Source organism: Nocardioides daeguensis (genome assembly GCF_019192965.1).
In the GTDB taxonomy this organism is placed as follows: domain Bacteria; phylum Actinomycetota; class Actinomycetes; order Propionibacteriales; family Nocardioidaceae; genus Nocardioides; species Nocardioides daeguensis.
Genome location: NZ_JAHTKU010000015.1, coordinates 150,834 through 174,929 on the forward strand (window position 1 = coordinate 150,834; position 24,096 = coordinate 174,929).

A 24,096-nucleotide genomic window follows, 5' to 3' on the forward strand; every position below is an offset into this window, starting at 1 on the left:
GGGTCGTCGGTCAGGCCCTGCTGCCCGCCTGGATCGTGCCCCTGCTGAGGTGCAGGTGGCGGTCCGCGCGGGCGGCCTGGTCGGGGTCGTGGGTGACCACCACGGTAGCGGCGCCGACCCGCCGGGCCTCGTCGAGCAGCAGGTCGAGGACGGCCTGTCCCCGCTCCGGGTCGAGCGACGCGGTCGGCTCGTCGGCGAGCACGACGGTCGGCTCGTTCATCAGCGCGCGGGCGATGCCGACCCGCTGGCGCTCGCCACCGGAGAGCTCGGCGGGCCGGGCGTCGAGGCGGTCGGCCAGGCCGACCCGCTCGAGCAGGTCCACCGCCCGGGCGCGGGCGGTCGCGTCGAGCGCGCCGGCGATGTGGGCGACCACCTCGACCTGCTCGCGCGCGGTGAGCGCGGGCAGCAGGTTGGGCGACTGGAACACGATGCCGACCTGGTCGCGGCGCAGCCGGACCCGGCCGCGGTCGTTGAGCGCGGTGGCGTCGGTGCCGCCGAGCAGGACCCGGCCCTCGTCGGGCGCACGGAGCAGCCCGGCGACGGCGACGAGCGTGGACTTGCCGGAGCCGGACGCCCCGGTGACGGCGACCGTCTCACCGGGCTGCACCCCGAGGTCGAGCCGGTCGAGGAGGACGCGGCGGGTCGTGCCGTCCGGGACGGCGACGGTGATGTTCTCCAGGCGGAGGGACATGAGGGTTCTCCTGGTTCGGGTTCGGCGAGAGGTCAGTCGGCGCTGCGCAGGGCCATGGCGGGATCGACCGAGACCACCTTGCGGATGCCGGCGAGGCAGCCGAGCAGGCCGGCGACGACCAGGAGGCCGAGGGCGGTGAGGGCCGGGGCGGCGGCGAGCCGGAACGGCACGGCGGTGTTGCCGACCAGCGCCCCGGCGCCGAAGGCGACCAGGCCGCCCAGCGCGGTGGCCAGGAGGAGCACGACGACCAGCTGGCCGACCGCGTCGCGGGCGACGTAGCCGCGGGAGGCGCCGAGCGCCTTGAGCACCGCGATCTGGCGGGCGCGTTGCATCGTCCACACCACGAAGAAGGCGCCGACGATGAGCGCGGAGATGACGAGCAGGAACCACTGGATCATCGACATGGTCTGGGTCTCGCCGGCGTACCCCGGCGAGCCGGCGTACGCCTCCTGCTTGGTGACGGTCGCGGTGCCGTCGGCGGCGTCGATCCGCTCGGCCGCGGCGGCGACGGTGTCGGGGTCGCCCTGGAGCGCGATCGCGGAGAAGCGGCCGCGGGCGTTGTCGCCGTAGAGCAGCGACTGCCAGGTCTCGAGGCTGGTGAAGGCGATGTCGACGTGCCCGTACGAGCCGGCGTAGGTGAACCCGAGGACCGGCACCTCCTCGTCGACACCGACGATGGTCAGCCGGTCACCGACCTCGATGCCCTGCTCCTCGAACTCGTGGCTCAGCACGAGCCCCGGCGGTCCGGCGAGGGCCTCCTCGGCGTCGTGGCGCGGGGCGAGGAAGGAGCCGGCCGGTACGCCGAACAGCGCGACGTCGACCGTCTTCCCGCTCTCGGTCCGGGCGTTCACGAAGGACACCCCGAGCGGGGACGCCTCGACGCCCTCGACGCCGGACCAGCGCTCGAGGTCGCGGTCGTTGAGCGTCGATCGGCTGAACGTCTCCTCGGCACCGTGCTGGAAGGCGAGGTGCGTCATCGGCAGCCGGCGCAGGCCGGAGATGCCGTCGTCGACCAGGCCGTTGGCCAGCCCGGACAACATGGTCGTCAGCATCGCCACGAGGGCGATCACCGCCCCGACCAGGACGAATCGCCCCCGGGCGACCCGCAGCTCCCTCAGCGCGAGGTACATCTCCACCACTCCCTGTTTGACGACACCTTGTCGACATCATATCGACGAGATGTCGGCAAACAAGGGAGCCCGGCGCGACCTCGTGACGACCGTGACGGCCCTCCCCCAGACAGGGCGGTCACGGACCTCCGGCGACGGACCCGGCGACGATGACCGGGCGACGATGACCGGGCGGTCTCAGGCCAGGCGGCCCAGCACCGCCTCGGACTCGACCAGGCCGGCGTCGCTGGGCGCCTCGCCGCGGCCGAACACCTTCTCGTGCTGCTTCGCGCGCCAGGCCAGGTGCGCCTCGGCCGGGCGGTCGTACCCGTAGCGCGCCTGCGCCTGGGTCGGCGTGAGCACCTCGGGGCTCACCGGTGGTACGCCGAGCAGGACCGGCGCGGCAACCGGCACCGTGCTGGGCGAGAGCAGGGCGAGGAGCCGCAGCTGGAGCCGCTTGTTGGTCGCCAGCACCGCGAAGGTCGAGCGCAGGACCGGCCGCGCCAGGAGATCCAGGGCCGGCGGCTGGGTCACGTCGCCCATCTCCCGCATCCAGTGCGGCAGGGTGGCGATCACGCCCGCGCGGAAGAACCGGCCGACCACCCACTGCGCCGGACGCAGCACCGGCGGGAGGTCGCCGACGAGCTGGTCGAGGTCCATCAGGTGCTTCATCGCCCGCTGCGCGATGGGCGAGCCGGACATGACCGGGCGCATCCGCTCGTAGTACGCGTGCAGCTCGGCTCGCGAGCGCGGGACGTCGTCGGGCGAGCAGGTCTGCAGCTCGGCGGCCCGGGCGCACTCCTCCCAGTACTGCGCCTCCTCGGCCTCGGACAGCCGGCCGGGCCCGTACATCTCGTAGGCCTTGAGCACCGAGTGCCACCCGGTGACGAGGATCCACAGCTGCGAGTCGGGGTCGTTGGCGTCGTAGCGCGCGCCGCTGTAGGGCTCGGTGCCGATTGCCTTGCTGTGCACCTTGACCAGCACGTCGGCAGCGTGCGCGGCCGCCCGGCTCCCCCCGAACGCGACCAGCGCGAAGTAGTGGATGGTGCGGTCGTAGCGGGTTTGCGGGCGTCGGTAGATGTCCTGGGTGCGGTCGACCGAGGCCACCAGGGCCGGGTCGAGCTCCTCGACGACGACCGCCCGGCTGAAGCCGATGGTCAACGACGTGGGGTAGCTCCAGACCTTCCAGGTCACCGAACCGGGACCGAAGAAGCCGTGGTCGTCGGCGGGGGTGATCGCGCCGGAGCGCTTCGTGGTCGCCATGCAGGAGAGAATGCTACACATGCGTAGTAAATGGAAGGGTCCGGTCGCCCTAAGGTGGGCACCATGTCCGCGCCGGCCCGCAAGCGACGCCCGTACGCGCCCCGTGTGCCGATGGCCGAGCGCCGCGAGCAGCTCCTCGACGCCGCGCTGACGATCATCGACCGCGACGGGTACGACGGCGTCTCGATCGACGCCATCGCCCGCGAGGTCGGCGTCACCCGCCCGGTCGTGTACGGCGCCTTCGACGGCCTCGGGCCGCTGCTCACGGCGCTGCTCGACCGACAGCAGCAGCGCGCGATCACCCAGCTGTACGGCGCCCTCCCACTCACCGCGCTCGCCAGCACGCCGCTCGGGATCGTCGAGCGCGCGGTGCCGGCGCTGCACGCGATGGTGCTCGCCGACCCGGTCACCTGGCGGGCGATCCTGCGCTCGCCGGCCAACGTCCCGGACGTCGTGCGCGAGCGGATCGAGGGCGACCGCACCCGGGTCCGCGGCACCCTCCAGATGATGGTCGCCGCGGTCCTGCCGGGCGCGGACGCCGAGGTGCTCGCCCACGCCGTCCTCGCGCTCCTCGACCACTTCGGCCAGCTGGTGCTCGCCGAGCCGGAGCAGTTCAGCGCCGAACGCCTCACCGCGGCGGCACGCGCCATGATCGGGGCATGGATCCCGTGACGGTACGGCTCGCGACCCCCGCCGACGCGTTCGTCGTCGGCGGCCTCCTCTTCGACTTCAACACCGAGTACGACACCCCGACGCCGAGCGCCGCCGACCTCGGCGACCGCTTCACCGCCCTGCTGGCGCGCCCGGACGTGCTCGTCGTGCTCGCCGAGGACCCGGCGAGCGGCGACGCGACCGGGTTCGGCTACCTCACCTTGCGCCCCACGCCGTACGGCGACGGGCCCCTGGCCCAGCTCGAGGAGCTGTACGTGGTCCCGCCGCTGCGCGACCGGGGCATCGGCACCGCCCTGCTCACCCGGGCCGTCGCCGAGGTCGAGCAGCGCGGCGGGATCGAGGTGCACATCAACGTCGACGAGGTCGACGTCGACACCCGGCGGTTCTACGAGCGGCACGGGTTCACGAACATCCAGCCCGGCGCGGACTACCGGATGCTCTGCTACCTGCGCGAGCTGACGTGAGCCCGCCGGGCTGAGGTCACCCCCGCTGTAACACGCTGTCCACCCGACTTCCCGACGGTTGTCAGCCGAAAGTCGCCGAACTCCGGGCCGATTCTGCTGAATCGCGACAGCTAGTTGCGCGGACAGCGTGTTACTTCCGGTGGCAGCGGCCGCCCCCGCGGGGGTCCTCCCCCGGCTCGACCTCACCCTCGACCGGACGGCTCCGCGCTGAACTCCCCCGGCGTCAGGCCGGTGACGGTCCGGAAGTCGCGGGTCAGGTGCGCCTGGTCGGCGTACCCCAGCTCGGCGGCGACCCGCGCCAGGTCGACGCGCTCACCGGCGCGCAGCAGGTCGGCCGCGTCCTGCAGCCGGCGGCGCTGCACCAGCCACTTGGGCGAGAGCCCGATCCGGCGCCGGGTCAGCCGCTGCAGCGCCCGCTCGCCGATGTCGAACTTCGCGCAGACCTGGGAGACCCGCTGCACCTCGCGGTCGCCCTCGACGTGCTCCACGATCGCGTTGACCAGCCGCCCCTCGTCGTCCACCGGCACCAGGACGGCGAGCGCCTCGGCGACCAGCGCACACGCCTCCTGCTGCCGGGCGACCTCGGCGGGATCGTCCCCGAGGGCGGCCACGACCGCCGCGACCAGGCCAGCGGCGTCCAGGCCGGGGACCGCGGCCAGTGCTCGCCGCTGGTTGGTCAGCTCCACCACCGGACCACCGACCAGCGCGAGTCCGGCGGCCGGCTGCATCATCACGCCGACGGCCCACCCGGAACCGGCGAGCTCCTCGGTGCTCAGCCCGGCGTGCGGACCGACCAGCTGCCCGCCGTCCGGGCCGACGACGACCTGGCACACGGGGTACTGCAGCACCCGCTGCACCGAGGTCTGCCCCGGCGGCAGGGACCACACCGGCACCCAGAACCGGCGTACCGCGTCGGCGAGCGCCGGCGGCGGGGCGTAGCGGCGCAGCGAGGGGCTGTACCCGCGGACGTCGCGCAGCTGGGCGGGCTCGACCACGTCGAGCGGTCCGTCGGGCGTCCAGCGCATGTGTCGGATTCTTTCAAGACCACTGTCGGTGGCCAGGGGCACGGTGGGGACATGACCTCTCCCGTGACCGAGCTCATCGCGTTCACCATCGACTCGGCCGACGCCGCCGCGCTGGCCCGCTTCTACGCCGACCTGACCGGCGGCGAGGTGACCGGCGACTACCCGGAGTACGGGTACGCCTCCGCCTCCGTCCTCGGCGCGACCCTCAACTTCCAGACGGTGCAGGACTTCGCCCGTCCGCAGTGGCCGGGCCAGGCGCACCCGCAGCAGTTCCACCTCGACTTCCGGGTGCCCGACCTCGAGGCGGCCACCGCGCACGCCGAGTCGCTCGGCGCGAGCGTCGCCGACACCCAGCCGGCGGCCGAGGTGGGCGGCGCCTGGCGGGTCATGCTCGACCCGGACGGCCACCCGTTCTGCCTCTGCCCGCCGCAGGAGGGCTGACAACGCAGCGCACCCCGGCGCATGATGGGGCATGCGCCGGGTCCACCAGCCCCTCCCGAGCGCGGGTGCGGCCTACCTCGACGCCCGCGGGGACGGCCGCGCGATGCGGGTCAGTTGGCACGCCGAGGCCGAGGTCGTCGTCCTCTCGCTGTGGCGCGACAACGTCTGCACCGGCACCTTCCAGCTCGCGTTGGAGGACGTGCCGGGCCTGGTCGACCTGCTCGCGGCCCGGTACGCCGACGCACCTGACGAACGGGCTGTGTATCCGCCGGATACGGAGCCCATCCGCCAGGTGCGTGGCAGCGCCTGAGGTCTCGAGGCGCGTCGCTCGCGCTCCTCGCACCTCACCCAGCGATTGCGTCAGCCGACGGTGCGGATGAGCTTCTTGTTGACGAACTCCTCCATGCCGTAGCGGCTCAGCTCGCGGCCGAAGCCGGAGCGCTTCACGCCGCCGAAGGGCAGCTCGGCCGCGTCGAGCCCGACGCCGTTGACGAAGACCATGCCGGCCTCGATCTGGTCGGCGACGCGCTGCGCCTGGGCCGCGTCGGTGGAGAAGACGTAGGAGCCGAGGCCGTACGGCGTGTCGTTGGCGATCCGCACCGCGTCGTCCTCGTCGCTCGCGCGGAACACCATCGCGACCGGCCCGAACAGCTCCTGGCGGTACGCCGGGTTGTCGGTCGTGATGCCCGACAGCACGCCGCTGGGGTAGAAGGCGCCGTCGCGCTCGCCGGCGGTGGCCAGGATCGCGCCGCCGGCGACGGCCTCGTCGACCTGCTTGGCGAGGTTGTCCGCGGCCGTGACCGAGGACAGCGGGGAGCCACCGGAGGCCTCGAGGAGCTTCTCGGTGAAGCGGGAGACGAAGTCGTCGTACAGGCTGTCGACGACGATGAACCGCTTGCCGCCGTTGCAGACCTGGCCGGCGTTGTCCATCCGCGCGAACACCGCCGCCTCGACGGTGGCGTCGAGGTCGTCGGTGGACAGCACGATGAACGGGTCCGAGCCGCCGAGCTCGAGGACGACCTTCTTCAGGTTCCGCCCGGCGATCTCGGCCACCGCCGCACCGGCGCGCTCGGAGCCGGTGAGCGAGACGCCCTGGACGCGCGGGTCGGCGATGATGTCGGCGACCTGCTCGTTGGTGGCGTAGATGTTGACGTAGGCGCCCTCGGGGAACCCGGCGTCGCGGAAGATCTGCTCCTGCAGCGCGGCCGAGCGCGGGCACTGCGGCGCGTGCTTGAGCAGGATCGTGTTGCCGGTGACCAGGTTCGGGCCGGCGAACCGGGCGATCTGGTAGACGGGGAAGTTCCACGGCATGATGCCGAGCAGGACGCCGACCGGCATCTTGCGGACCACCGCGGTGCCCTCGCCCTCGCCGAGCTCGATCGGCTCGTCGGCGAGGAAGCGCTCGGCGTTGTCGGCGTAGAACTCGTAGATCGAGGCGGAGAAGTCGACCTCGCCCTCGGCGTCGGAGAGCGGCTTGCCCATCTCCTCGACCATCGCGGCGGCCAGCTCGGCGGTCCGCTCACGGTGCAGCTCGGCGACCCGGCGGATCAGCGCGGCCCGCTCGGCGACGCTGGTGGTGCGCCCCCAGGAGGTGTACGCCGCGGACGCCGCGTCGATCGCGGCGGCGATGTCGGCGTCGGTGGCGGTCGGGAAGGTCTCGACCAGCTCTCCGGTCGCGGGGTTGCGGACGGCGTACTCGGTCATGGGGTGGGGCTCCTTCGGATGATCGGTCGGTGCGCCGGTTCGGTGCGCCGGGTGGGGTGGATCAACGGACTCCTTCGACGTCCGAGGACAGTCGCTGTGCGAGCCAGACGGGGATGATCGAGAAGACGATCAGCACGACCGCGACCACGTTGACCACCGGCGCCTGGTTCGGGCGGAACATGTTGTTCAGGATCCAGATGGGCAGGGTGGTCGCGCCGTTGCCGGCCGTGAACGTGGTGACGATGATCTCGTCGAAGCTCAGTGCGAAGGCAAGCATGCCACCGGCGAGAAGCGCCGAGCGCAGCTGCGGGAGGGTCACCAGCCGGAAGGTCGTGAGCACCCCCGCGCCGAGGTCGGCGGAGGCCTCCTCGAGGCTGGTCCCCATCCGTCGCAGGCGGGCCTGGACGTTGTTGAACACGGTGACGATGCAGAAGGTCGCGTGTGCCACGACGATGGTCCACAGCGCCAGGTCCACGCCCAAGATGCCCTTGAACCCGTTGTTCAGCGCGATGCCGGTGACCACACCGGGCAGCGCGATCGGCAGGATCACCAGCAGGTTGACCGCGTTCTTGCCGAAGAACGAGTAGCGCTGCAGGGCGAGCGCGAGCAGGGTGCCGAGCAGCAGCGCCAGCGCGGTGGCGACGGCCGCCACCTGGAGGCTGGTCACCAGCGCCTCGCGGGCACCCTCGCTGTGGGCGGCCCGCCGCCACCACTCGAAGGTGAGGCCGTCCGGCGGCCAGGTCATCGACTGGCTCGGGTTGACCGAGTTGGCGACGACGACGAGCAGCGGCAGGTAGATCAGCGCCAGGACACCGAACGTGAGGCCGGCCAGGACTCGCCGGGCGAGCGGGCTGAGGGTCATCGCAGGATCTCCATCACAGGTTGTCCAGGGCGCCGGTACGACGGATCGCGGTCAGCAGGACCAGCATCACCACGATCGGGATCATCGCGATCGCCGCGGCCAGCGGGAGGTTGTTGGCCGCGCCGGCGTTGATGTAGACGAGGTTGCCGAGCATCTGGTTGGCGCCGCCGACGATGTTGACGGTGATGTAGTCGCCCATCGTCAGCGAGAAGCTGAAGATCGCGCCGGCCACGATGCCGGGGACGAGCAGCGGGAACACGACGGTGCGCAGGACGAAGCCGCTCGGTGCACCGAGGTCACCGGCCGCCTCGAGCAGCGAGTCCGGGACCCGCTCGAGCGAGGCGAAGATCGGCAGGATCACGTAGGGCAGCCAGATGTAGGCCTGCGTGATGACCACGGCGGTGAGGCCGTAGCCGGGCGAGCCCAGGCCGGTCCAGTCGGCCAGGCCGCCCTCGGAGAGCACCACCCGCCACGAGAACACCTTCACCAGGTAGCTGGCCCACAGCGGGGTGAGCACCGCGACCACCAGCATCCGGCGCACCCGCGGCGAGGCGACCTTCGCCATGTAGAAGGCGATCGGCAGGGCGATGGCGACGTCGATCAGCGTCACCGCGACCGCCACCCCGAGGGTGCGCACGGTGACCTTGCGGTAGACGTCGTTCTCGAGGAGCGTGCGGAAGTTGTCGAGGGTCCACGTCCGGTCGATCTCGCTGGTCAGGCTGTCCACCGACCACAACGAGGTGATCAGCAGCGCCGCCAGCGCGACGACGTACACCAGGAGCATCCAGGCGAGCGGCGCGGAGAGCAGGAGCGTGAGCCGGAGCCACACCATGCGGTGCAGCAGCCGGGACCCCGGCCGGGCCACCGGGCCCCGCAGTGCGGGGTCGGTGGTCCGGCCGGGCCGGGTGTCAGCGGACGTGGCGGACATGATCAGCCCTTGATCTCCGTCCACGCCTCGGTCCACTGGGCGTAGTCGGTGCACTCGACGTCGGTGCGCCCGTCGAGGCAGTCCTTGACCGGGGTGCGCCAGAACCACAGCTGCTTGGCGTACTCCTGGTCACCGGCGTGGAAGGTGTCGCAGTGCTTCGGGTCGGCCGTCTTGGTGCAGGCCTCGGGGCTGTTGGGCGCCTCGCCGAAGTACTCGGTCGCCTGGGCGTTGGCCTCGGGCGAGAGGATGTAGTCCATCCACTTGTAGGCGCAGTTGGGGTTCTTCGCCTGCGAGGACAGCATCCAGGTGTCGTTCCACGCCGTGGCGCCCTCGGTGGGCAGCGTGACGTCGACGTCCTTGTTCTTGATGTTGTTCTTGATGACCTGCCAGGTGGTGCCGACGACGGAGTCCCCGGTCTCGAAGGCCTGGATCTCCTTGAGGTAGTCCGACCAGTACTCGCCGACGTACTTGCGCTGCTCCTTGAGCAGTGCGACGGCGGCGTCGAGCTGGTCCTGGTCGAGCGCGTAGGGGTTCTCGATCTTCAGCTCGGGCTGGGTCTTCATCAGGTACAGCGCGGCGTCGGCGATGTAGATCGGCGAGTCGTACGCCGTCACCTTGCCCTTGTTCTTCTCCAGCTGCGCCTTGTCGAAGACCGCGCTCCACGAGGTGGGCGCCTCGGCGAAGTTCTTCTTGTTGAACATGAGGAGGTTGGCGCCGTAGCCGTGCGGGACGCCGTAGTTCTTGCCGTCGACGGTGTTCCACTCGGTGTTCTTGAGGAAGTCGTAGACGTTGGCGTAGTTGGGGACCAGGTCGGTGTTGATCGCCTGGGCCTCCTTCGAGGCCACCAGGCGCAGCGACAGGTCGCCGGACGCGGCGATGACGTCGTACTCGCCGGACTTGGCGAGGTTGAACGCCTCGTCGGAGGTGCCGTAGCTCTTGCTGGTCACCTCGCAGCCGGTGTCCTTCTCGAAGGCGGAGACCCAGTCGACGGCCGGGTCGTTGCTGCCGTCCTCGACGTAGCCGGGCCAGGCCAGGATCGAGACCTTGCCCTCGGTCTTGCCGAGCTTCTCGACGGCCTCGGTCTTCTTGTCGTCGTCGCTGCTGCCGCAGGCGCTGAGCACGGAGACCGACAGCAGGGTCAGGCAGGCTGCGGCCACACGGCCTCTCCGGAGGGTGTTCTTCATCGGGTTCTCCGCTTTCTCGTTGGTTTGCAGATGGGGCGGGAGCACGGGGTGGTGCGGGGCGGGTCAGGAGCCGCTGGTCAACGGGACGACGTCGGCGCGCGCGAACCGGACGGTGACGTCGTCGCCGCGGTGCTCGCGGGTGTCGAGCGAGCCGGTGGACTGCTCGAGCGCGACCAGCTCGACGCCGTCGGAGGTGCGCAGGTGCACCCGGTTGCCGGTGCCGAGGTAGATCGTCTCGACGACGACCGCGTCCAGCCGCACCTCGTCGGGACGCGCGGGCTCGGTGTCGGTCCCGGGCGAGAGCCGCAGCCGCTCGGGCCGTACGGCGTGCTCGGCGGCGACGCCCAGGAGTCGCTGGGAGGTGGCGGCGTCGAACAGGTTGGTGGTGCCGACGAACCCGGCGACGTACGCCGACGTCGGGTTCTCGTAGATCTCCCGCGGGGTGCCGAGCTGCTGGATGCTGCCGGCGTCGAAGACGGCGATCCGGTCGCTGAGCGTGAGCGCCTCCTCCTGGTCGTGGGTCACGAACACGAAGGTGATGCCGAGCTCGCGCTGGAGCTGCTTGAGCTCGACCTGCATCTGCTCGCGCAGCTTGAGGTCGAGGGCGCCGAGCGGCTCGTCGAGCAGGAGCACCCGCGGCTGGAGCACGATCGCGCGCGCCAGCGCGACCCGCTGCCGCTGGCCGCCGGAGAGCTGCGCCGGACGGCGGGCGCCGAGGTGGCCGAGCCGGACGGTGTCGAGGGCCTGCTGGGCGCGCTCGCGCCGCTCGGCCTTCTTCATCCCGCGCACCCGCAGGCCGTAGCCCACGTTGTCGAGCACGCTCATGTGCGGGAAGAGGGCGTAGTCCTGGAACACGGTGTGCACGTCGCGCTCGAAGGGTGCCGCGCGGGTCACGTCGACGCCACCGAGGGTGACGCTGCCCGCCGTCGCCTGCTCGAAGCCGGCGATCAGCCGCAGCACCGTGGTCTTGCCCGAACCGGACGGGCCGAGCATCGAGAAGAACTCGCCGTCGGCGATGTCGAGGTCGACGTGGTCCACGGCGACGACGTCGCCGTAGGTCTTGCGCAGCCCCCGGATCGAGATCGCGGGGGCGCGGTCGACGACGGCGGCCTGCGCGGGAGCGCTGGTCGAGAGAGACATCGGATGTGCCTTTCGTCACGAACGGATTGGCGTTAACATATGACTTCACAGTTCACAGCACAAGAGCATCCGGCAAGATTGCGGCGAAACGTCACGCAGCGGTAACACGCGACAACGAGGGACAGGGAGGTCGGACGGTGACCGTGCCGTTCTACGGGCGCGCATCCGCGGCGGTGTTCTCGCCGCTGGAGTCGATGAGCCGCTCGGAGCTGGTCGTGCGACGGCTCACCGACGCGATCGCGCTCGGCCTGCTCCCCGACGCCGAGCAGCTCCCCGGCGAGCTCGACCTCGCCGGCATCTTCGGCGTCTCGACCGTGACCGTGCGCGAGGCGCTGTCCGTGCTGCGCTCCGAGGGCCTCATCGAGACGCGGCGCGGGCGCGGGGGCGGCAGCTTCGTGCGGACCCCCGAGGACGGGATCAGCCACCTCGCCCGCCGTCGGCTCGACGGGTTCGGCCTCGGCGAGCTGCGCGACCTCGGCGACGTGTACGCCGCCATCTGCGGCGCCAGCGCGGCCCTGGCCGCCCGCCGCTCCAGCCCCGAGGACGTCGACCGGCTGGAGCGGGTGGCCGACGCCCTCGAGCACGCCGAGAAGCCCGACGCCCGACGCCGCGCCGACGCCCAGTTCCACATCGAGGTGGCCGCCGCCGCCCAGTCCCCCCGGCTCTACCACGAGGAGGTCAACCTCCAGGCAGAGTTCGGGACCCTGCTGTGGCTCGCCTTCGGGGACGACGACAGCCACGCCCAGATGGTCCGCAGCTGCCGGGCCGTCGTCGCCGCGATCGCCGAGCGCGATCCCCACGCCGCCCGCGCGGCGGCCGAGCAGCGGGTGGCCGACTCCACCGCCCGCCTCGTCGACTACCAGCTCAGCGAGGCCCGCCCATGAACCCCTCGAACACCCGCCCCGCCGTCGCCGACACCGCGCCGGTCATCGCGGCCGTCGCCACCATCGCCGAGCAGGCCTTCGGCGTCGCCACCGCCATCGCGGCCGCCGTCGAGCAGGCGCTGGCCGGCCGGCCGGCGCCCCGGCGTAGCGACCTCGCGGCGGTGGAGCCGCTCCTCGTCCCGGTCCTCGGCGACGCCGCCCAGCCCGTCCAGGGCGCCGGCTTCGTCGCCGCGCCCGGGGTGCTCCAGGACGCCGAGTGGTGGCTGGAGTGGTTCGCCCGCGACGCGGACGGCCGAGCACAGCGGCTGGTGACGCACTCCGAGCCACAGGCGATCGGGTTCTACGACTACCAGCACCTGCCGTGGTACGTCGTGCCCCGCGAGACCGGGCAGCGGCACGTCACCGGGCCCTACGTCGACTACCTGTGCACCGAGGAGTACACGCTCACCTTCACCGTTCCCGTCGTCGTCGACGGCCGGTTCTGCGGGGTCGGCGGCGCCGACGTCGCGGTGAAGAACGCCGAGCGCGCGCTGCTGCCCTCGCTGCGCGCCAGCGAGCACCGGATCGCCGTGGTCAACGGCTTCGGCCGGATCCTGGCGAGCAACAGCGGCCGGCACCTGTGCGGCGACCTGCTCGACGGAGTCGCCTTCGACGCGCTCCCCAGCGAGCAGCGCGTCGGCGACCTCCCCCTCGCCGTGGTGGCCCTCGACTGAACCTGCGGTGGTCGCCGGGCCGCCCCGGTGGTCGCCGGCCGCCCCGGTGGTTGAGGCGCGACGAGCGCCAGCGAGGAGCCTCCCCGGTGGTTGAGGTGCGACGAGCGCCAGCGAGGAGCCTCGAAACCACCGCAACCGATGCCGGGACGGTGCCAACCCCCGGCTTTCGAGGTCCGGCCAGAGGTTTCGAGGCTCGGCCGCGGGCGGCCTCACACCTCAACCAGCGGGAGCACTCGGCCGCGGGCGGCCTCACACCTCAACCAGCGGGAGCACTCGGCCGCGGGCGGCCTCACACCTCAACCATCGAGGAGCCGCCCCGGTGGTTGAGGTGCGACGAGCGCCAGCGAGGAGCCTCGAAACCACCGGACCGGATCACCGCCGGTACGTCAGGTGGGTCACGTACGGCGTGGGCCGGGTCGCGACCGGCTCGAGATCGAGCGGACCGACCCCGTCGAACATCCGGGAGCCGCTGGCCAGCCCGGCGACGTACGGGACGACGTGGAGCCGCAGCTCGTCGATCGCGCCCGCCGCCAGGTAGGCGTTGATCGTGGACGCCCCACCGGCGATGGCGACGTCGCGCTCGCCGGCGGCGGCGCGGGCCTGCGCGAGCGCGGAGGCGAGGCCGTCGGTGACGAAGTGGAAGGTCGTGCCGCCCGCCATCGGCAGCGGGTCCCGCTCGTGGTGGGTCAGGACGAACACCGGTGCGTGGTACGGCGGGTCCTCGCCCCACCAGCCGCGCCAGGCCGGGTCCCACTCCCCGCGGCCGGGCGTGAACATGTTGCGGCCCATCACGAAGGCACCGGCGTCGACGATCGCCGCGACCTCGGCGGCGTTGTCGTCGGCGTGCTCGAACATCCAGGCGTGCAGCCGGCTCGCGTCGAGGGACCCGAACGGGTGCTCCCGTGACTGGTCGCTCGCGGCGCCGAAGCCGTCGAGGGTGATGGCGATGTCCGCGGTCACGATGCCCATGACCTGCAGACCGGCGCGGGCGCGCGAACTCATCGCTCCCAGCTCGGCGTGGGAGGATCGGGTCCGTGCTGGGCATCACCGACCTGTCGACGTACCTCGTCGGTCTCGTCCTGATCATCCTGCTGCCCGGCCCGAACTCGCTCTACGTGTTGTCGGTGGCGGCGCGCCGCGGCGTCCGTCCCGGGTACGCCGCCGCGGCCGGCGTGTGGACCGGCGACGCGGTGCTCATGACGCTGTCGGCGGCCGGGGTGGCCTCGCTGCTGCAGGCCAACCACGTGGCGTTCGCGCTCGTGAAGTACGTCGGCGCGGGCTACCTCGGCTACCTCGCCTTCACCATGCTGCGCGGCGCGATCGTCATGTGGCGCCAGCGCCGGCGCGCGGTGCGGGCGATCGAGGAGGGCTCGCCGCCGCCCGTGCCGGGCGAGCGGCCGTACCGCCGAGCGCTGGTGATCAGCCTGCTCAACCCGAAGGCGATCTTGTTCTTCGTCGCCTTCTTCGTGCAGTTCGTCGACCCCGACTACGCCCATCCGGCGCTGTCGTTCCTCGTGCTCGGCACGCTCGCCCAGATCGCCAGCGTGGCCTACCTGAGCGCGCTGATCTTCGGCGGCACCCGCCTGGCCGCGGCCTTCCGCCGCCGCAAGGGCCTCTCCGCGGCCGGGACGTCGGCCGTCGGCGCGGTCTTCCTCGGCTTCGCGGTCAAGCTCTCCCTCGCGCACGCCTGAGTCGCCGCGTCGCACCTGACGTGGGTTGCGGAACGCGCCAGTTCACAGCCCATCCGTCAGGTGCGACGCGGAAAGGTCACCAGGTGACGGCGTCGCAGGCGGCCGAGCGGTGGCCCTCGATCTGCAAGGTGGCGTGCTCGATCTGGAACTGCTCGCGCAGCAGCAGCTGGCCCTGCCGCAGCACGCCGGCGCCGTCGGCGCCCTCGTCGAGGACGAGGTGCGCGGTGGCGACGTGCATGCCGGAGGTGAGGGTCCAGGCGTGCAGGTCGTGGACGTCGCAGACGCCGTCGATCCCGCCGAGCGCCCCGGCGACGGTGTCGATCTCGACGCCGGCGGGGACGTGCTGGCCGAGGACGGCGAGCACCTCGCGGCCGAGCAGCACCGCGCGGACCGCGACGAAGGCGCCGATGAGGAAGGCGACCACGGTGTCCCAGACCCCGTCGCCGGTGGCGAGGATCAGCCCTCCGGCGACCATCACGCCGACGCTGCCGGCGGTGTCGGCGACGACCTCGACGTAGGCGCCCTTCACGTTGAGCGAGTCCTGGGACCCGCCGCGGAGCAGGGCCATCGCGACCAGGTTGACCACCAGACCGAGGAAGCCGACGCCGAGCATCGGTCCGGTCTCGACGTCGGGCTCGCTGCCCGCCCGACCGATCGCCTCGACGACGACGTAGACCGCGACGCCGAGCATCATCAGCACCGCGAGACCGGAGGCGAAGACCTCGGCCCGGTAGGAGCCATAGGTACGACGACCGGTGCTGTCGGCGCGGGTGGCGATCTTGGTCGCGACCAGGGCCGCCCCGAGGGTGACGACGTCGGCGGCCATGTGGCCGGCGTCGGAGATCAGCGCGAGCGAGCCGCTGACCACGCCGACGACCAGCTCGACGACGAAGAACGCGGAGATCAGCCCGAAGGAGGCGCCCAGCCGCCAGCGGTGCCGGCCGCCGGCGTGCCCGGCGCTGCCCGAGCCGGCGGCGCCGCCGCCGTGTCCGTGCCCGTGTCCGACGCCCATGGTCAGTCCCGCCCGCAGGGGAGGCCGGTGACCGCGACCAGGCGCTCGGCGGCGCGCACCACCGCCCGGGTCAGCTCGGGCTGGGCGAGTGAGATGAGCGAGGCCCGCCCGCTGGGCCGGGACACGACGAGGCCGCAGTCGCGCAGACAGGCGAGGTGCTTCGACACCGTCGACTGCGCGAGCCCGAGGTGGGCGGTGAGGTCGACGACGCGGTGCTCGCCGAGGGTGAGGTGCTCGAGGATCGCCAGCCGGTTGGGGTCGCTCAGTGCGTGCAGCAGGCCGGCGACGTCGGCGAGCGCGTCGACCTCGGTGGGCGCCTCCGGGAACGACCCGTCCAGCTGATTCATCGCCATATGGCGATGTAATCACCCTAGGGCGACACCGTCAAGGCGGTCTCCCACCGTTTCTGCTGCTGCTCGCCGGGTTCTCCCGTACCGTCGAGCCCGGGGACGGCGCGTTGGGGCGGCCGGACGTGACGGGAGCACGAAGTGACCAATGCCGAGCCTGGCCTCTACGACGCCGAGACAGGACTGCCGAGCCGCGGGCTGATCGCGGACCGCCTGGGCATGGCGCTGCGGAGCGCCGAACGCGGCGGGCACGAGGTGGCCCTGGTCCTCGTCGCCCTCACCTCCATCGAGGGGACCGGTGGGCCCGTCTCGGACGCCGACGTGCGCACCGTGGTCAAGGAGATCGCCGAGCGGCTCACTGCCGCCGTCCGCGGCATCGACTCGGTCGGCCGGTACGGACCGGAGACCTTCGCCCTGGTGTTCCCGGGCGAGGTCGGCGACGACGGGGTCCGGATCCTGGCCCGCCGGATCCTCGTCGAGCTGAGCCCGCCCGTGACCATCGGCGTGCGCCCCTGCTTCGTCACGGCTCGGCTCGGGGGCACCACGGCCCGGCCGGGCACCGACGACCCCCGCGCGATGCTGCGGCGCGCGGACGATGCGCTCGCCCGGGCCCGGCGCCCGGACGGTGAGCTCTTCGTGCTGGTCGGGCCGGACGACGAGCTGGGCGGCGCCGACTAGGCTCGGTCGTCGTGATGATGCGACCCGCCGAGCTCGACGGCGTGCGTGCCGGCACCGTCGACCTCGCGTTCCGGCGCTGGGACCGGCCGCGGGTCAAGGCCGGCACCCGGCTGCGCACCGCGGTCGGCGTGGTCGAGGTGCTCAGCGTCGAGCAGGTCGCGCTGTCCCGGTTGCGGGCCGAGGACGCCCGCCGGGCCGGGGCCGCGTCGCTGGCCGCGCTCAAGGAGGCGCTCGCCGCACGGGCCGACCGACCGGTGTTCCGCGTCGGCCTGAGCTACGGCGGTGCCGACCCTCGCGAGGCCCTGCGTGCCGCCATCCCCGACGCCGCCGAGATCGCGACCATCCTGCACCAGCTCGACCGGCTGGACGCGGCCTCGGCGATCGGGCCGTGGACCCGCGCGACGCTGCGGATCATCGACCGCAACCCCGAGGTCCGCGCGCCCGACCTGGCCGCGGAGCTGGGCCGCGAGACGCTCGACTTCAAGAAGGACGTGCGCAAGCTCAAGGAGCGTGGGCTGACCGAGTCGCTGGCGATCGGGTACCGCCTCTCCCCGCGCGGCGAGACCGTGCTGGACCACGAGGACGGTCCGCGCGAACGCGCCCCCCGCCGTACCGGGACCCCACTGCCGCGAACCATCGGGGCCCCGGCCACCCGCGCGCTGCGGGCGGTCGACGTCCACACCCTCGAGGCGGTCAGCGGCTGGACCCGTGCCGACCTGGCCGCACTGCACGGCGTCGGCCCGATCGCGCTCGAGCGTCTGGAGACCGCGATGGCACAGCTCGGTCTCGGCTATGCGACCTGAGCCTGACCTGCTGCGGCGCCTGCTCGTCACGTTCGCCGCGCTGGCGGGGCTGTTCGCCATGCACGGCATGGCCGACCACGGCGTCGCCTCGGCTCCGCTCCCCGCGGCCGCCGTCACCCACCACGACCCGATGACACCCGGCCACCACCCGATGCCACCCGACCACGGCGGCGGCTCCACCGGCCACGACATGGCCGGGCTGTGCCTGGCGCTGCTGGTGATGGCCGCCGGGATGGTCGCCGGCCTGGTCGGCGTACGACGAGCGCTGGTCGCCCCGCGCGAGGCACCCACCCGGTGGCGGGTCCTGGTCGCCCGGGCCGCGCGGTTCCGCGACCCACCCGATCTCCACCGGCTCTCGGTGCAGCGCTGCTGAGGAGCCCCCGCTCCCCAGCAACGCACACCGACCCCAGGAGAACCAGATGCACCGCACCACCCTTCGCCGACTGGCCTGCGCCACCGGCGCGATCACCCTTGCCCTGGCCCTCGCCGCGTGCGGCGACGGCGACGACGGGCGCGAGGGCAGGCCGGCTGCCGTGGAGACGGCCCGCAACGGCAACGTCTTCAACAGCGCCGACGTCGCCTTCGCGACCGCGATGATCCCGCACCACGCACAGGCATTGCAGATGGCGCTGCTCGCCCAGGACCGCCCGCTGTCCCCGGAGGTCCGCGCGCTCGTCGACCAGATCCAGGCCGCCCAGACCCCCGAGGTCGAGACCATGACCACCTGGCTGACCGACTGGGACAAGAAGGTCCCCGCCACCTCGCTGGACCATGCCAACGCCGGCCACGACCTGGACGACATGGAGGGCATGGGCGGCGCGGACGACAGCGACGTCCCGGGCCACGACATGCCCGGGATGATGTCGGGCGACCAGCTCGACGAGCTCGAGGAGTCCTCCGACGCGGACTTCCCGCGGCTGTGGATGGAGATGATGATCGAGCACCACGAGGGCGCGATCACCATGGCGAGGACCGAGCAGGCCGACGGGAGGTTCGCCGACGCGATCGCGCTCGCGAAGGCGATCGTCGAGGGCCAGAGCGCCGAGATCACCACCATGGAGAAGCTGCTCGACCAGCAGTGACCGGCAGTGGGCCGTCGGGCCCGGGTGTGTCACACCCGGGGCCCGAGCGGTGTCTTCATGTCGTACCCCCGACCAAGGAGAACGACATGACCACCACCGCCCGCATCCCCGCCGCCCCGATCACCGGCCTCTACGGCGCCCTCGTGAAGAGGTTCGCCGGCAAGATGTTCGGCAGCGTGCCCGAGTCGATCGGCGTGCTGTGGCACCACCAGCCGGCCCTCAAGGCGAGCATGGCGTTCGGCCAGAGGCTGCAGAAGTGGGACGCCTGCGACGAGACGCTCAAGACCTACGCGCACATGGCGGTCGCCTCGCTCGTCGGCTGCTCGTGGTGCCTCGACTTCAACTACTTCCTGGCCCGCGACAAGGGGCTCGACCTCGCCAAGGCCCGGGAGGTCCCGCGCTGGCGCGAGTCCGAGGTGTTCTCGCCGCTCGAGCGCCGGGTGCTGGAGTACGCCGAGGCGGCGAGCCAGACGCCCCCGACAGTCACCGACGAGATGGTCGAGCCGCTGCTCGCCGAGCTCGGGCCGGCGGGGCTGATCGAGCTGACCAGCGTGATCGGCTTCGCGAACATGACCACCCGGTCGAACACGGCGCTGGGCATCGAGTCCGAGGGCTTCGCGGCCGCGTGCGGCATGAGGCCGCTGGCCGAGCGGCCCGCCGTAGGCTCGCCGGCATGACCTCTCCGGCCCCGGCCGGCGATCCCTTCGTCGCCCACCGCAACCTGCTCTTCACGCTCGCCTACGAGATGCTCGGCTCGGCAGCCGACGCCGAGGACGTCGTGCAGGAGACCTGGCTGCGGTGGGCCGAGGTGGACCACGCCCGGGTGCAGGAGCCGCGGGCCTACCTGGTCCGGATCGTCACGCGCCAGGCGCTCAACCGGCTGCGGACCCTGTCCCGACGCCGGGAGGACTACGTCGGCGAGTGGCTGCCCGAGCCGCTGCTGACCGCGCCCGACGTCGCCGAGGACGTCGAGCTCGCCGAGAGCGTGTCGATGGCGATGCTCACCGTCCTCGAGACGCTCGGCCCGACCGAGCGCGCGGTGTTCGTGCTGCGCGAGGTGTTCGACCTGCCGTACGACGAGATCGCGGCCGCCGTCGGCAAGACGTCGGCCGCGGTGCGGCAGATCGCCACCCGGGCCCGCAACCACGTCACCGCCCGCCGGCCGCGGGTCGACGTCGACCGGGACGAGCAGCAGGCGGTGGTCGACCGCTTCCTCGCCGCGGTGCAGGGCGGCGACCTCCAGGGGCTGCTCGACGCGCTCGCGCCCGACGTGGTCCTGCTCGCCGACGGCGGCGGGGTGGCGAACGCGATCCGCAGGCCGCTCGCCGGCGCCGAGCCGGTCGCCCGGCTGCTGGCCAACTTCGCGCTCTACGCGCCGGGCGCGAGCATCGCACCGGTCTGGCTCAACGGCGCCCCGGGCGCCCGGATCGACGCCCACGGCGAGCTCACCGCGGTCAGCCTCGTCGTGGAGGACGGCCGGATCACCAGGATCCTCGCCATGCGGAACCCGGCCAAGCTGACCTCGATCGACGCGGAGGTCGCGCTCAGCAGGGCGGCGCAGCAGTAGGCGGAGGTCACCCGGCTGAACGCGCCCGACCCACGAAGCCGCTGACGTGGCGCCGGGCGTCCATCCCCGGCAGCGCGGTCACGGCACCGGGTCGAGGACCGGCGCGGCCGTCAGCTCACGGACCTTGGCGACGTCCAGCCCGGGGGCGACGTCGACGAGCACGAGACCCTCGGGCGTCACGTCGAGCACCGCGAGATCGGTGATGATCCGGTCGACGACGCCGGCGCCGGTGAGCGGCAGCGTGCAGGACTCGACGATCTTCGGCGTCCCGTCCTTCGCGACGTGGTCGGTGATGACCACGACCCGACGGGTGCCGGCGACCAGGTCCATCGCGCCACCCATCCCCTTCACGAGCTTGCCGGGGACGGTCCAGTTCGCGAGGTCGCCGTTGCTCGCGACCTGCAGCGCGCCGAGGATCGCGATGTCGACGTGGCCGCCGCGGATCATGGCGAAGCTGGTCGCCGAGTCGAAGTACGACGCCCCCGGCACCGTCGTCACCGTCTGCTTGCCGGCGTTGATGACGTCCGCGTCCTCCTCGCCGTCGTACGGGAACGGGCCCATGCCGAGCAGGCCGTTCTCGCTCTGCAGCAGCACGTTGACCCCCGACGGCAGGTGGTCGGCCACCAGTGTCGGGATGCCGATGCCGAGGTTGACGTAGTCGCCGTCGTTCAGCTCGCGGGCGGCGATCGCCGCCATCTCGTCGCGGCTCCAGGCCATGTCAGGCACCCACCTTCTCGTTCACGCTCTCGCTGGGACGCTGGCGCACGATGCGCTGCTCGATGTCCTTGGGACGCTCGCTCGCCCGCACGATGACGTCGACGAAGATGCCCGGCGTGATCACCTGGTCCGGGTCGAGGAAGCCGTCGATGACCTGCTCGGCCTCGGCGATGCAGACCCGACCGCTCATCGCGACCAGCGGGTTGAAGTTGCGGGCCGTCGCCCGGTAGCGCAGGTTGCCCTCGGCGTCCGCGGTGTGGGCGTGCACCAGCGCGAGGTCGGCGACGATGCCGCGCTCGAGCACGAAGGTCTCGCCGTCGAAGACCTCGTGCGGCTTGCCCTCGGCGACCTCGGTGCCGACGCCGGTACGGGTGTAGAAGCCGGCGATGCCGGAGCCGCCCGCACGCAGCCGCTCGGCGAGCGTGCCCTGCGGGCAGAACTCCACCTCGAGCGCGCCGTCGAGGTACTGCTGCGCGAACAGCTTGTTCTCGCCGACGTACGACGCGACGACCTTGCGCACCTGGTTGTTCTCCAGCAGCACGCCGAGGCCCTTGCCGTCGACGCCCATGTTGTTGGAGACGATCGTCAGGTCGCGCACGCCGCTGTCGCGGACCGCCTCGATCAGGTCCCGCGGGACACCGCACAGGCCGAAGCCGCCCACGGCGATCGTCATCCCGTCCCGGACCCGCTCGGCGATCGCCGTCCGGGGGTCATCCACCAGCTTCCTCATGCCCGCCATCACCGCCGACGCCCGCCAGGGGCGTCAACGAAGTGCTCAGGCAGCGGATGCGCAGATCGATTCACGTCCACTGAACGGACGCGTAGGATCGCACCGTGGAGCGCGCGCCCGGGGTGGTCGAGAAGGTGGCTGCCCTGCTCCGCGCGCTCTCCACCGCCGAGTCCGGTACGACGACCACCGAGCTCGCCGCCGCCACCACCCAGCCGCGCGCGACCACCCACCGGCTGCTGGAGTCGCTCGCCGCCGAGGGCCTGGCCGACCGCGACCCGCAGACCGGACGCTGGTTCCTCGGTCCCGAGACCTACGTGCTCGGCCTGGCCGCCGCCACCCGCTACGACGTCACCAACGAGGCCCGCGCGAGCGTGCACCGGCTCGCGAAGGAGACCGGCGAGAGCGCGTTCTTCTCGGTGCGCCGCGGCGACGAGACGGTGGTCCTGCTCCGCGAGGACGGCGACTTCCCGATCCGCTCCTACGTCCTCTACGAGAGCGCCCGCTTCCCGCTGGGCGTGGTCTCGGCCGGCCTCGCGATCCTCGCCCACCTGCCCGACCGCGAGGTCGACGCCTACCTCGCCCGCGCCGACCTCACCGCCGCGTGGGGGCCCCAGCACTCCGACGCGGCGATCCGCAGGCGCCTGGCCGCGACCCGCCGTACCGGCTGGTCCGTCAACCCCGGCCACGTCGTCGAGGGCTCCTGGGGCATGGCGGCCGCGGTCTTCGACAAGTCAGGGCGGCCGGACTGGGCGCTCACGCTGACCGGTGTCGAGCAACGGTTCCGCCGCGACCGGCAGCCGGTGCTGGGCAAGCTGCTGCTCGAGGAGGCGCACCGGCTCTCCCGGCTGGCGTGAGGCCGTGCACGTTCATCCGGCGGCCACCTGACAGCGGTTGAATGGCCCCGTGACCAGGCACCCACACCCCGTCGGCGACGACGTCATCCCCTTGCGGGAGGCGACCCGGGCCTGGTTCCAGATCTCGCTGCAGACCTTCGGCGGACCGGCCGGCCAGATCGCGGTGATGCAGCACAAGCTGGTGGACGAGAAGCGCTGGATCGGGCAGCGGCGGTTCCTGCACGCCCTCAACTACTGCATGCTGCTGCCCGGCCCGGAGGCCACCCAGCTGGCGATCTACACCGGTTGGCTGCTCAACGGGATCCGGGGCGGCCTGATCGCGGGCGGACTGTTCCTGCTGCCGGGCATGCTCGCCCTGCTCGCGCTGTCGGGCATCTACGTCGGGTACGGCGAGACCGACGTGGTGACCGCGCTCTTCGCCGGCGTCGCGCCCGCCGTGATCGCGATCGTCGTCCAGGCGGTGCACCGGGTCGGGAGGCGAGCGCTGCACCACCCCGCGCTGGTCACCCTCGCCGTCGCTTCGTTCGCGGCGCTCACCTTCCTCGCCGTCCCGTTCCCGGCCGTCGTGTTCGCGGCCGGGCTCCTCGGCTGGCTGCTCAGCCGGAGCATCCCCGCACTGCGCGAGCCGCCGGCACCCGACACGGGCGACGGTCCCGCGCCCCTCATCAGCGACGACGCCCTGCACCACGAGCTGCCGACGGTGCGCCGCTCCGGGACGGTGCTCGCCGTCGGCGCCGTGCTCTGGTTCGCGCCCGTGGTCGCGTTCGCCGCGCTCGCCGGCACCACCGGCACCCCGGTCTTCGTCGACCAGGGAGTGTTCTTCTCCGGCGCCGCGGTCGTCACCTTCGGTGGCGCCTACGCGGTCCTGTCGTACGTCGCCCAGCAGGCCGTCGGCGTCTACCACTGGCTGGCACCGGGCGAGATGGTCCGCGGCCTCGCGCTGGCCGAGACCACGCCCGGGCCGCTGATCATGGTGGTCCAGTTCGTCGCCTTCGTCGGCGCCTACCGCAACCCCGGCTCGCTGGACCCGTGGCTCGCCGCCGTCCTCGCCTCCCTGCTGGTCACCTGGGTGACCTTCGTGCCCTGCTTCTTGTTCGTGCTCCTCGGTGCTCCGTACGTCGAGCGGCTGCGCGACAACCGCGGCCTGAGCGCCGCGCTGACCGGCATCACCGCGGCGGTCGTCGGTGTGATCGCGAACCTCGCGGTGTTCTTCGCGCTGCACACCCTGTTCGACCGCAGCCGGGCCGTGGACGCCGGGTGGCTGCACGTCGACGTCCCGGTCCTCGGCTCCTGGGACCCGGTCGCCTTCGCCATCACCGCGGTCGCGCTCGGCGTCATGTTCCGGCTCGGCTGGAGCCCGCTGCGGACCCTCGGCCTGTGCGCGGCCCTCGGCGTCGGCGTCCACCTCCTCGGGCTGCTCTGAACGTCGCACCTGACGAATGGGCTGCAGATCCGGCGGCCGATCCACAGCCCGTTCGTCAGGTGCGGCGGTGGGAGGCGACCCAATACGCCCCGGCCGCCGCCGCCCCGCGCAG

At 72.4% G+C, this 24,096-nt stretch carries 29 protein-coding genes; 15 read left to right on the forward strand and 14 right to left on the reverse strand.

Annotated elements, in window-relative coordinates; genetic code table 11:
- Positions 1 to 10 precede the first annotated feature (10 nt).
- From KU893_RS12980 to KU893_RS12990, 3 genes are all read right to left on the reverse strand, one after another.
- Positions 11 to 691: an ABC transporter ATP-binding protein gene (locus KU893_RS12980; RefSeq protein ID WP_218234785.1), complete on the reverse strand. Its 681-nt coding sequence runs from the start codon at positions 689 to 691 to the stop codon at positions 11 to 13.
- Positions 692 to 723: 32 nt separating this feature from the next.
- Positions 724 to 1,821, reverse strand: coding sequence for an ABC transporter permease (locus tag KU893_RS12985; RefSeq protein WP_246592597.1), 1,098 nt, complete (start codon positions 1,819 to 1,821; stop codon positions 724 to 726).
- A 177-nt stretch (positions 1,822 to 1,998) separates the two neighbouring features.
- Positions 1,999 to 3,063 (reverse strand): oxygenase MpaB family protein, encoded by a 1,065-nt coding sequence (locus KU893_RS12990; RefSeq protein ID WP_218234787.1) that lies wholly within the window; start codon positions 3,061 to 3,063, stop codon positions 1,999 to 2,001.
- Positions 3,064 to 3,126: 63 nt separating this feature from the next.
- Here KU893_RS12990 and KU893_RS12995 point away from each other — a divergent pair, with 63 nt between their 5' ends.
- Positions 3,127 to 3,735, forward strand: a complete 609-nt coding sequence (locus tag KU893_RS12995; RefSeq protein ID WP_218234788.1) for a TetR/AcrR family transcriptional regulator — start codon at positions 3,127 to 3,129, stop codon at positions 3,733 to 3,735.
- Positions 3,723 to 4,199, forward strand: a complete 477-nt coding sequence (locus KU893_RS13000) for a GNAT family N-acetyltransferase (RefSeq protein ID WP_218234789.1) — start codon at positions 3,723 to 3,725, stop codon at positions 4,197 to 4,199. The genes KU893_RS12995 and KU893_RS13000 overlap by 13 nt, the downstream gene beginning before the upstream one ends.
- Before the next feature lie 182 nt (positions 4,200 to 4,381).
- Here the strand turns inward: KU893_RS13000 and KU893_RS13005 are convergent, their stop codons facing one another.
- Positions 4,382 to 5,224, reverse strand: coding sequence for a helix-turn-helix domain-containing protein (locus KU893_RS13005; protein ID WP_218234790.1), 843 nt, complete (start codon positions 5,222 to 5,224; stop codon positions 4,382 to 4,384).
- A gap of 51 nt (positions 5,225 to 5,275) precedes the next feature.
- Here KU893_RS13005 and KU893_RS13010 point away from each other — a divergent pair, with 51 nt between their 5' ends.
- Positions 5,276 to 5,665 carry a VOC family protein gene (locus tag KU893_RS13010; RefSeq protein ID WP_218234791.1) on the forward strand — a complete coding sequence of 130 codons (390 nt, stop codon included), beginning with the start codon at positions 5,276 to 5,278 and terminating at the stop codon, positions 5,663 to 5,665.
- Positions 5,666 to 5,696: 31 nt separating this feature from the next.
- Positions 5,697 to 5,975, forward strand: coding sequence for a hypothetical protein (locus KU893_RS13015; protein WP_218234792.1), 279 nt, complete (start codon positions 5,697 to 5,699; stop codon positions 5,973 to 5,975).
- Positions 5,976 to 6,025: 50 nt separating this feature from the next.
- Here KU893_RS13015 and KU893_RS13020 read toward each other — a convergent pair whose 3' ends face one another.
- The 5 genes from KU893_RS13020 to KU893_RS13040 form a co-directional block, all read right to left on the reverse strand.
- Entirely contained in the window at positions 6,026 to 7,369 is a 1,344-nt protein-coding gene (locus KU893_RS13020; protein WP_218234793.1) for an NAD-dependent succinate-semialdehyde dehydrogenase, read from the reverse strand.
- A gap of 61 nt (positions 7,370 to 7,430) precedes the next feature.
- Positions 7,431 to 8,231, reverse strand: coding sequence for an ABC transporter permease (locus tag KU893_RS13025; protein ID WP_218234794.1), 801 nt, complete (start codon positions 8,229 to 8,231; stop codon positions 7,431 to 7,433).
- Between the two features lie 13 nt (positions 8,232 to 8,244).
- Positions 8,245 to 9,159 (reverse strand): ABC transporter permease, encoded by a 915-nt coding sequence (locus tag KU893_RS13030; RefSeq protein ID WP_246592562.1) that lies wholly within the window; start codon positions 9,157 to 9,159, stop codon positions 8,245 to 8,247.
- A gap of 2 nt (positions 9,160 to 9,161) precedes the next feature.
- Positions 9,162 to 10,343: an extracellular solute-binding protein gene (locus KU893_RS13035; protein WP_218234795.1), complete on the reverse strand. Its 1,182-nt coding sequence runs from the start codon at positions 10,341 to 10,343 to the stop codon at positions 9,162 to 9,164.
- A 63-nt stretch (positions 10,344 to 10,406) separates the two neighbouring features.
- Entirely contained in the window at positions 10,407 to 11,483 is a 1,077-nt protein-coding gene (locus KU893_RS13040; protein WP_218234796.1) for an ABC transporter ATP-binding protein, read from the reverse strand.
- A gap of 137 nt (positions 11,484 to 11,620) precedes the next feature.
- Between KU893_RS13040 and KU893_RS13045 the strand changes: the two genes are divergently transcribed.
- Positions 11,621 to 12,367, forward strand: coding sequence for a FadR/GntR family transcriptional regulator (locus KU893_RS13045; RefSeq protein ID WP_218234797.1), 747 nt, complete (start codon positions 11,621 to 11,623; stop codon positions 12,365 to 12,367).
- Positions 12,364 to 13,080: a cache domain-containing protein gene (locus KU893_RS13050; protein ID WP_218234798.1), complete on the forward strand. Its 717-nt coding sequence runs from the start codon at positions 12,364 to 12,366 to the stop codon at positions 13,078 to 13,080. The genes KU893_RS13045 and KU893_RS13050 overlap by 4 nt, the downstream gene beginning before the upstream one ends.
- A 372-nt stretch (positions 13,081 to 13,452) precedes the next feature.
- Here KU893_RS13050 and KU893_RS13055 read toward each other — a convergent pair whose 3' ends face one another.
- Positions 13,453 to 14,082: a dihydrofolate reductase family protein gene (locus KU893_RS13055; protein WP_246592563.1), complete on the reverse strand. Its 630-nt coding sequence runs from the start codon at positions 14,080 to 14,082 to the stop codon at positions 13,453 to 13,455.
- Between the two features lie 32 nt (positions 14,083 to 14,114).
- Between KU893_RS13055 and leuE the strand changes: the two genes are divergently transcribed.
- The gene (gene leuE, locus KU893_RS13060) at positions 14,115 to 14,771 is read left to right on the forward strand and encodes a leucine efflux protein LeuE (RefSeq protein ID WP_218234799.1); all 657 of its coding nucleotides are present in this window, start codon (positions 14,115 to 14,117) and stop codon (positions 14,769 to 14,771) included.
- 76 nt (positions 14,772 to 14,847) lie between these two features.
- On the opposite strand, the gene KU893_RS13065 is transcribed toward leuE, so the two are convergent.
- Together KU893_RS13065 and KU893_RS13070 are read right to left on the reverse strand one after the other, a co-directional pair.
- Positions 14,848 to 15,783, reverse strand: a complete 936-nt coding sequence (locus tag KU893_RS13065; protein WP_218234800.1) for a cation diffusion facilitator family transporter — start codon at positions 15,781 to 15,783, stop codon at positions 14,848 to 14,850.
- Between the two features lie 2 nt (positions 15,784 to 15,785).
- The gene (locus KU893_RS13070) at positions 15,786 to 16,130 is read right to left on the reverse strand and encodes an ArsR/SmtB family transcription factor (RefSeq protein WP_306811674.1); all 345 of its coding nucleotides are present in this window, start codon (positions 16,128 to 16,130) and stop codon (positions 15,786 to 15,788) included.
- A gap of 141 nt (positions 16,131 to 16,271) precedes the next feature.
- Here KU893_RS13070 and KU893_RS13075 point away from each other — a divergent pair, with 141 nt between their 5' ends.
- From KU893_RS13075 to KU893_RS13100, 6 genes are all read left to right on the forward strand, one after another.
- The gene (locus tag KU893_RS13075; RefSeq protein WP_218234802.1) at positions 16,272 to 16,808 is read left to right on the forward strand and encodes a GGDEF domain-containing protein; all 537 of its coding nucleotides are present in this window, start codon (positions 16,272 to 16,274) and stop codon (positions 16,806 to 16,808) included.
- 11 nt (positions 16,809 to 16,819) lie between these two features.
- Entirely contained in the window at positions 16,820 to 17,611 is a 792-nt protein-coding gene (locus KU893_RS13080) for a helix-hairpin-helix domain-containing protein (RefSeq protein WP_218234803.1), read from the forward strand.
- On the forward strand, positions 17,601 to 17,984 hold the full coding sequence (locus tag KU893_RS13085) for a DUF6153 family protein (RefSeq protein WP_218234804.1): 384 nt from the start codon (positions 17,601 to 17,603) through the stop codon (positions 17,982 to 17,984). The genes KU893_RS13080 and KU893_RS13085 overlap by 11 nt, the downstream gene beginning before the upstream one ends.
- Positions 17,985 to 18,030: 46 nt before the next feature.
- A complete protein-coding gene (locus tag KU893_RS13090) occupies positions 18,031 to 18,693 on the forward strand; it encodes a DUF305 domain-containing protein (RefSeq protein WP_218234805.1) in 663 nt (220 codons plus the stop codon).
- Between the two features lie 86 nt (positions 18,694 to 18,779).
- Complete coding sequence (locus tag KU893_RS13095; protein WP_218234806.1) at positions 18,780 to 19,370, forward strand: carboxymuconolactone decarboxylase family protein; 591 nt, start codon at positions 18,780 to 18,782, stop codon at positions 19,368 to 19,370.
- Complete coding sequence (locus KU893_RS13100; RefSeq protein ID WP_218234807.1) at positions 19,367 to 20,260, forward strand: RNA polymerase sigma-70 factor; 894 nt, start codon at positions 19,367 to 19,369, stop codon at positions 20,258 to 20,260. Before KU893_RS13095 ends, KU893_RS13100 begins: the two co-directional genes overlap by 4 nt.
- Before the next feature lie 78 nt (positions 20,261 to 20,338).
- Here the strand turns inward: KU893_RS13100 and KU893_RS13105 are convergent, their stop codons facing one another.
- Together KU893_RS13105 and KU893_RS13110 are read right to left on the reverse strand one after the other, a co-directional pair.
- Positions 20,339 to 20,977, reverse strand: a complete 639-nt coding sequence (locus KU893_RS13105) for a CoA transferase subunit B (RefSeq protein WP_218234828.1) — start codon at positions 20,975 to 20,977, stop codon at positions 20,339 to 20,341.
- A 1-nt stretch (position 20,978) separates the two neighbouring features.
- Positions 20,979 to 21,695: a CoA transferase subunit A gene (locus KU893_RS13110; protein ID WP_425575341.1), complete on the reverse strand. Its 717-nt coding sequence runs from the start codon at positions 21,693 to 21,695 to the stop codon at positions 20,979 to 20,981.
- A 116-nt stretch (positions 21,696 to 21,811) separates the two neighbouring features.
- On the opposite strand from KU893_RS13110, the gene KU893_RS23630 reads away from it, so the two are divergent.
- Both KU893_RS23630 and chrA read left to right on the forward strand, forming a co-directional pair.
- Positions 21,812 to 22,561, forward strand: a complete 750-nt coding sequence (locus KU893_RS23630) for an IclR family transcriptional regulator (protein WP_218234809.1) — start codon at positions 21,812 to 21,814, stop codon at positions 22,559 to 22,561.
- Positions 22,562 to 22,610: 49 nt separating this feature from the next.
- Positions 22,611 to 23,984 (forward strand): chromate efflux transporter, encoded by a 1,374-nt coding sequence (gene chrA, locus KU893_RS13120; RefSeq protein WP_218234810.1) that lies wholly within the window; start codon positions 22,611 to 22,613, stop codon positions 23,982 to 23,984.
- Positions 23,985 to 24,096 lie beyond the last annotated feature (112 nt).

Bases quoted from the DNA above. Each gene is read 5' to 3' on its own strand.
- KU893_RS13000 (WP_218234789.1), top strand. From the start codon at position 3,723: ATGGATCCCGTGACGGTACGGCTCGCGACCCCCGCCGACGCGTTCGTC.
- KU893_RS13010 (WP_218234791.1), top strand. From the start codon at position 5,276: ATGACCTCTCCCGTGACCGAGCTCATCGCGTTCACCATCGACTCGGCC.
- KU893_RS13050 (WP_218234798.1), top strand. From the start codon at position 12,364: ATGAACCCCTCGAACACCCGCCCCGCCGTCGCCGACACCGCGCCGGTC.
- KU893_RS13035 (WP_218234795.1), bottom strand. From the start codon at position 10,343: ATGAAGAACACCCTCCGGAGAGGCCGTGTGGCCGCAGCCTGCCTGACC.
- KU893_RS12980 (WP_218234785.1), bottom strand. From the start codon at position 691: ATGTCCCTCCGCCTGGAGAACATCACCGTCGCCGTCCCGGACGGCACG.
- KU893_RS12990 (WP_218234787.1), bottom strand. From the start codon at position 3,063: ATGGCGACCACGAAGCGCTCCGGCGCGATCACCCCCGCCGACGACCAC.
- KU893_RS12995 (WP_218234788.1), top strand. From the start codon at position 3,127: ATGTCCGCGCCGGCCCGCAAGCGACGCCCGTACGCGCCCCGTGTGCCG.
- KU893_RS13105 (WP_218234828.1), bottom strand. From the start codon at position 20,977: ATGGCCTGGAGCCGCGACGAGATGGCGGCGATCGCCGCCCGCGAGCTG.
- KU893_RS13085 (WP_218234804.1), top strand. From the start codon at position 17,601: ATGCGACCTGAGCCTGACCTGCTGCGGCGCCTGCTCGTCACGTTCGCC.
- KU893_RS13005 (WP_218234790.1), bottom strand. From the start codon at position 5,224: ATGCGCTGGACGCCCGACGGACCGCTCGACGTGGTCGAGCCCGCCCAG.
- KU893_RS13100 (WP_218234807.1), top strand. From the start codon at position 19,367: ATGACCTCTCCGGCCCCGGCCGGCGATCCCTTCGTCGCCCACCGCAAC.
- KU893_RS13095 (WP_218234806.1), top strand. From the start codon at position 18,780: ATGACCACCACCGCCCGCATCCCCGCCGCCCCGATCACCGGCCTCTAC.
- KU893_RS13090 (WP_218234805.1), top strand. From the start codon at position 18,031: ATGCACCGCACCACCCTTCGCCGACTGGCCTGCGCCACCGGCGCGATC.
- KU893_RS13070 (WP_306811674.1), bottom strand. From the start codon at position 16,130: ATGAATCAGCTGGACGGGTCGTTCCCGGAGGCGCCCACCGAGGTCGAC.
- KU893_RS12985 (WP_246592597.1), bottom strand. From the start codon at position 1,821: ATGTACCTCGCGCTGAGGGAGCTGCGGGTCGCCCGGGGGCGATTCGTC.
- KU893_RS13025 (WP_218234794.1), bottom strand. From the start codon at position 8,231: ATGACCCTCAGCCCGCTCGCCCGGCGAGTCCTGGCCGGCCTCACGTTC.
- KU893_RS13040 (WP_218234796.1), bottom strand. From the start codon at position 11,483: ATGTCTCTCTCGACCAGCGCTCCCGCGCAGGCCGCCGTCGTCGACCGC.
- KU893_RS13020 (WP_218234793.1), bottom strand. From the start codon at position 7,369: ATGACCGAGTACGCCGTCCGCAACCCCGCGACCGGAGAGCTGGTCGAG.
- KU893_RS13015 (WP_218234792.1), top strand. From the start codon at position 5,697: ATGCGCCGGGTCCACCAGCCCCTCCCGAGCGCGGGTGCGGCCTACCTC.
- KU893_RS13030 (WP_246592562.1), bottom strand. From the start codon at position 9,159: ATGTCCGCCACGTCCGCTGACACCCGGCCCGGCCGGACCACCGACCCC.
- KU893_RS13065 (WP_218234800.1), bottom strand. From the start codon at position 15,783: ATGGGCGTCGGACACGGGCACGGACACGGCGGCGGCGCCGCCGGCTCG.
- KU893_RS13055 (WP_246592563.1), bottom strand. From the start codon at position 14,082: ATGAGTTCGCGCGCCCGCGCCGGTCTGCAGGTCATGGGCATCGTGACC.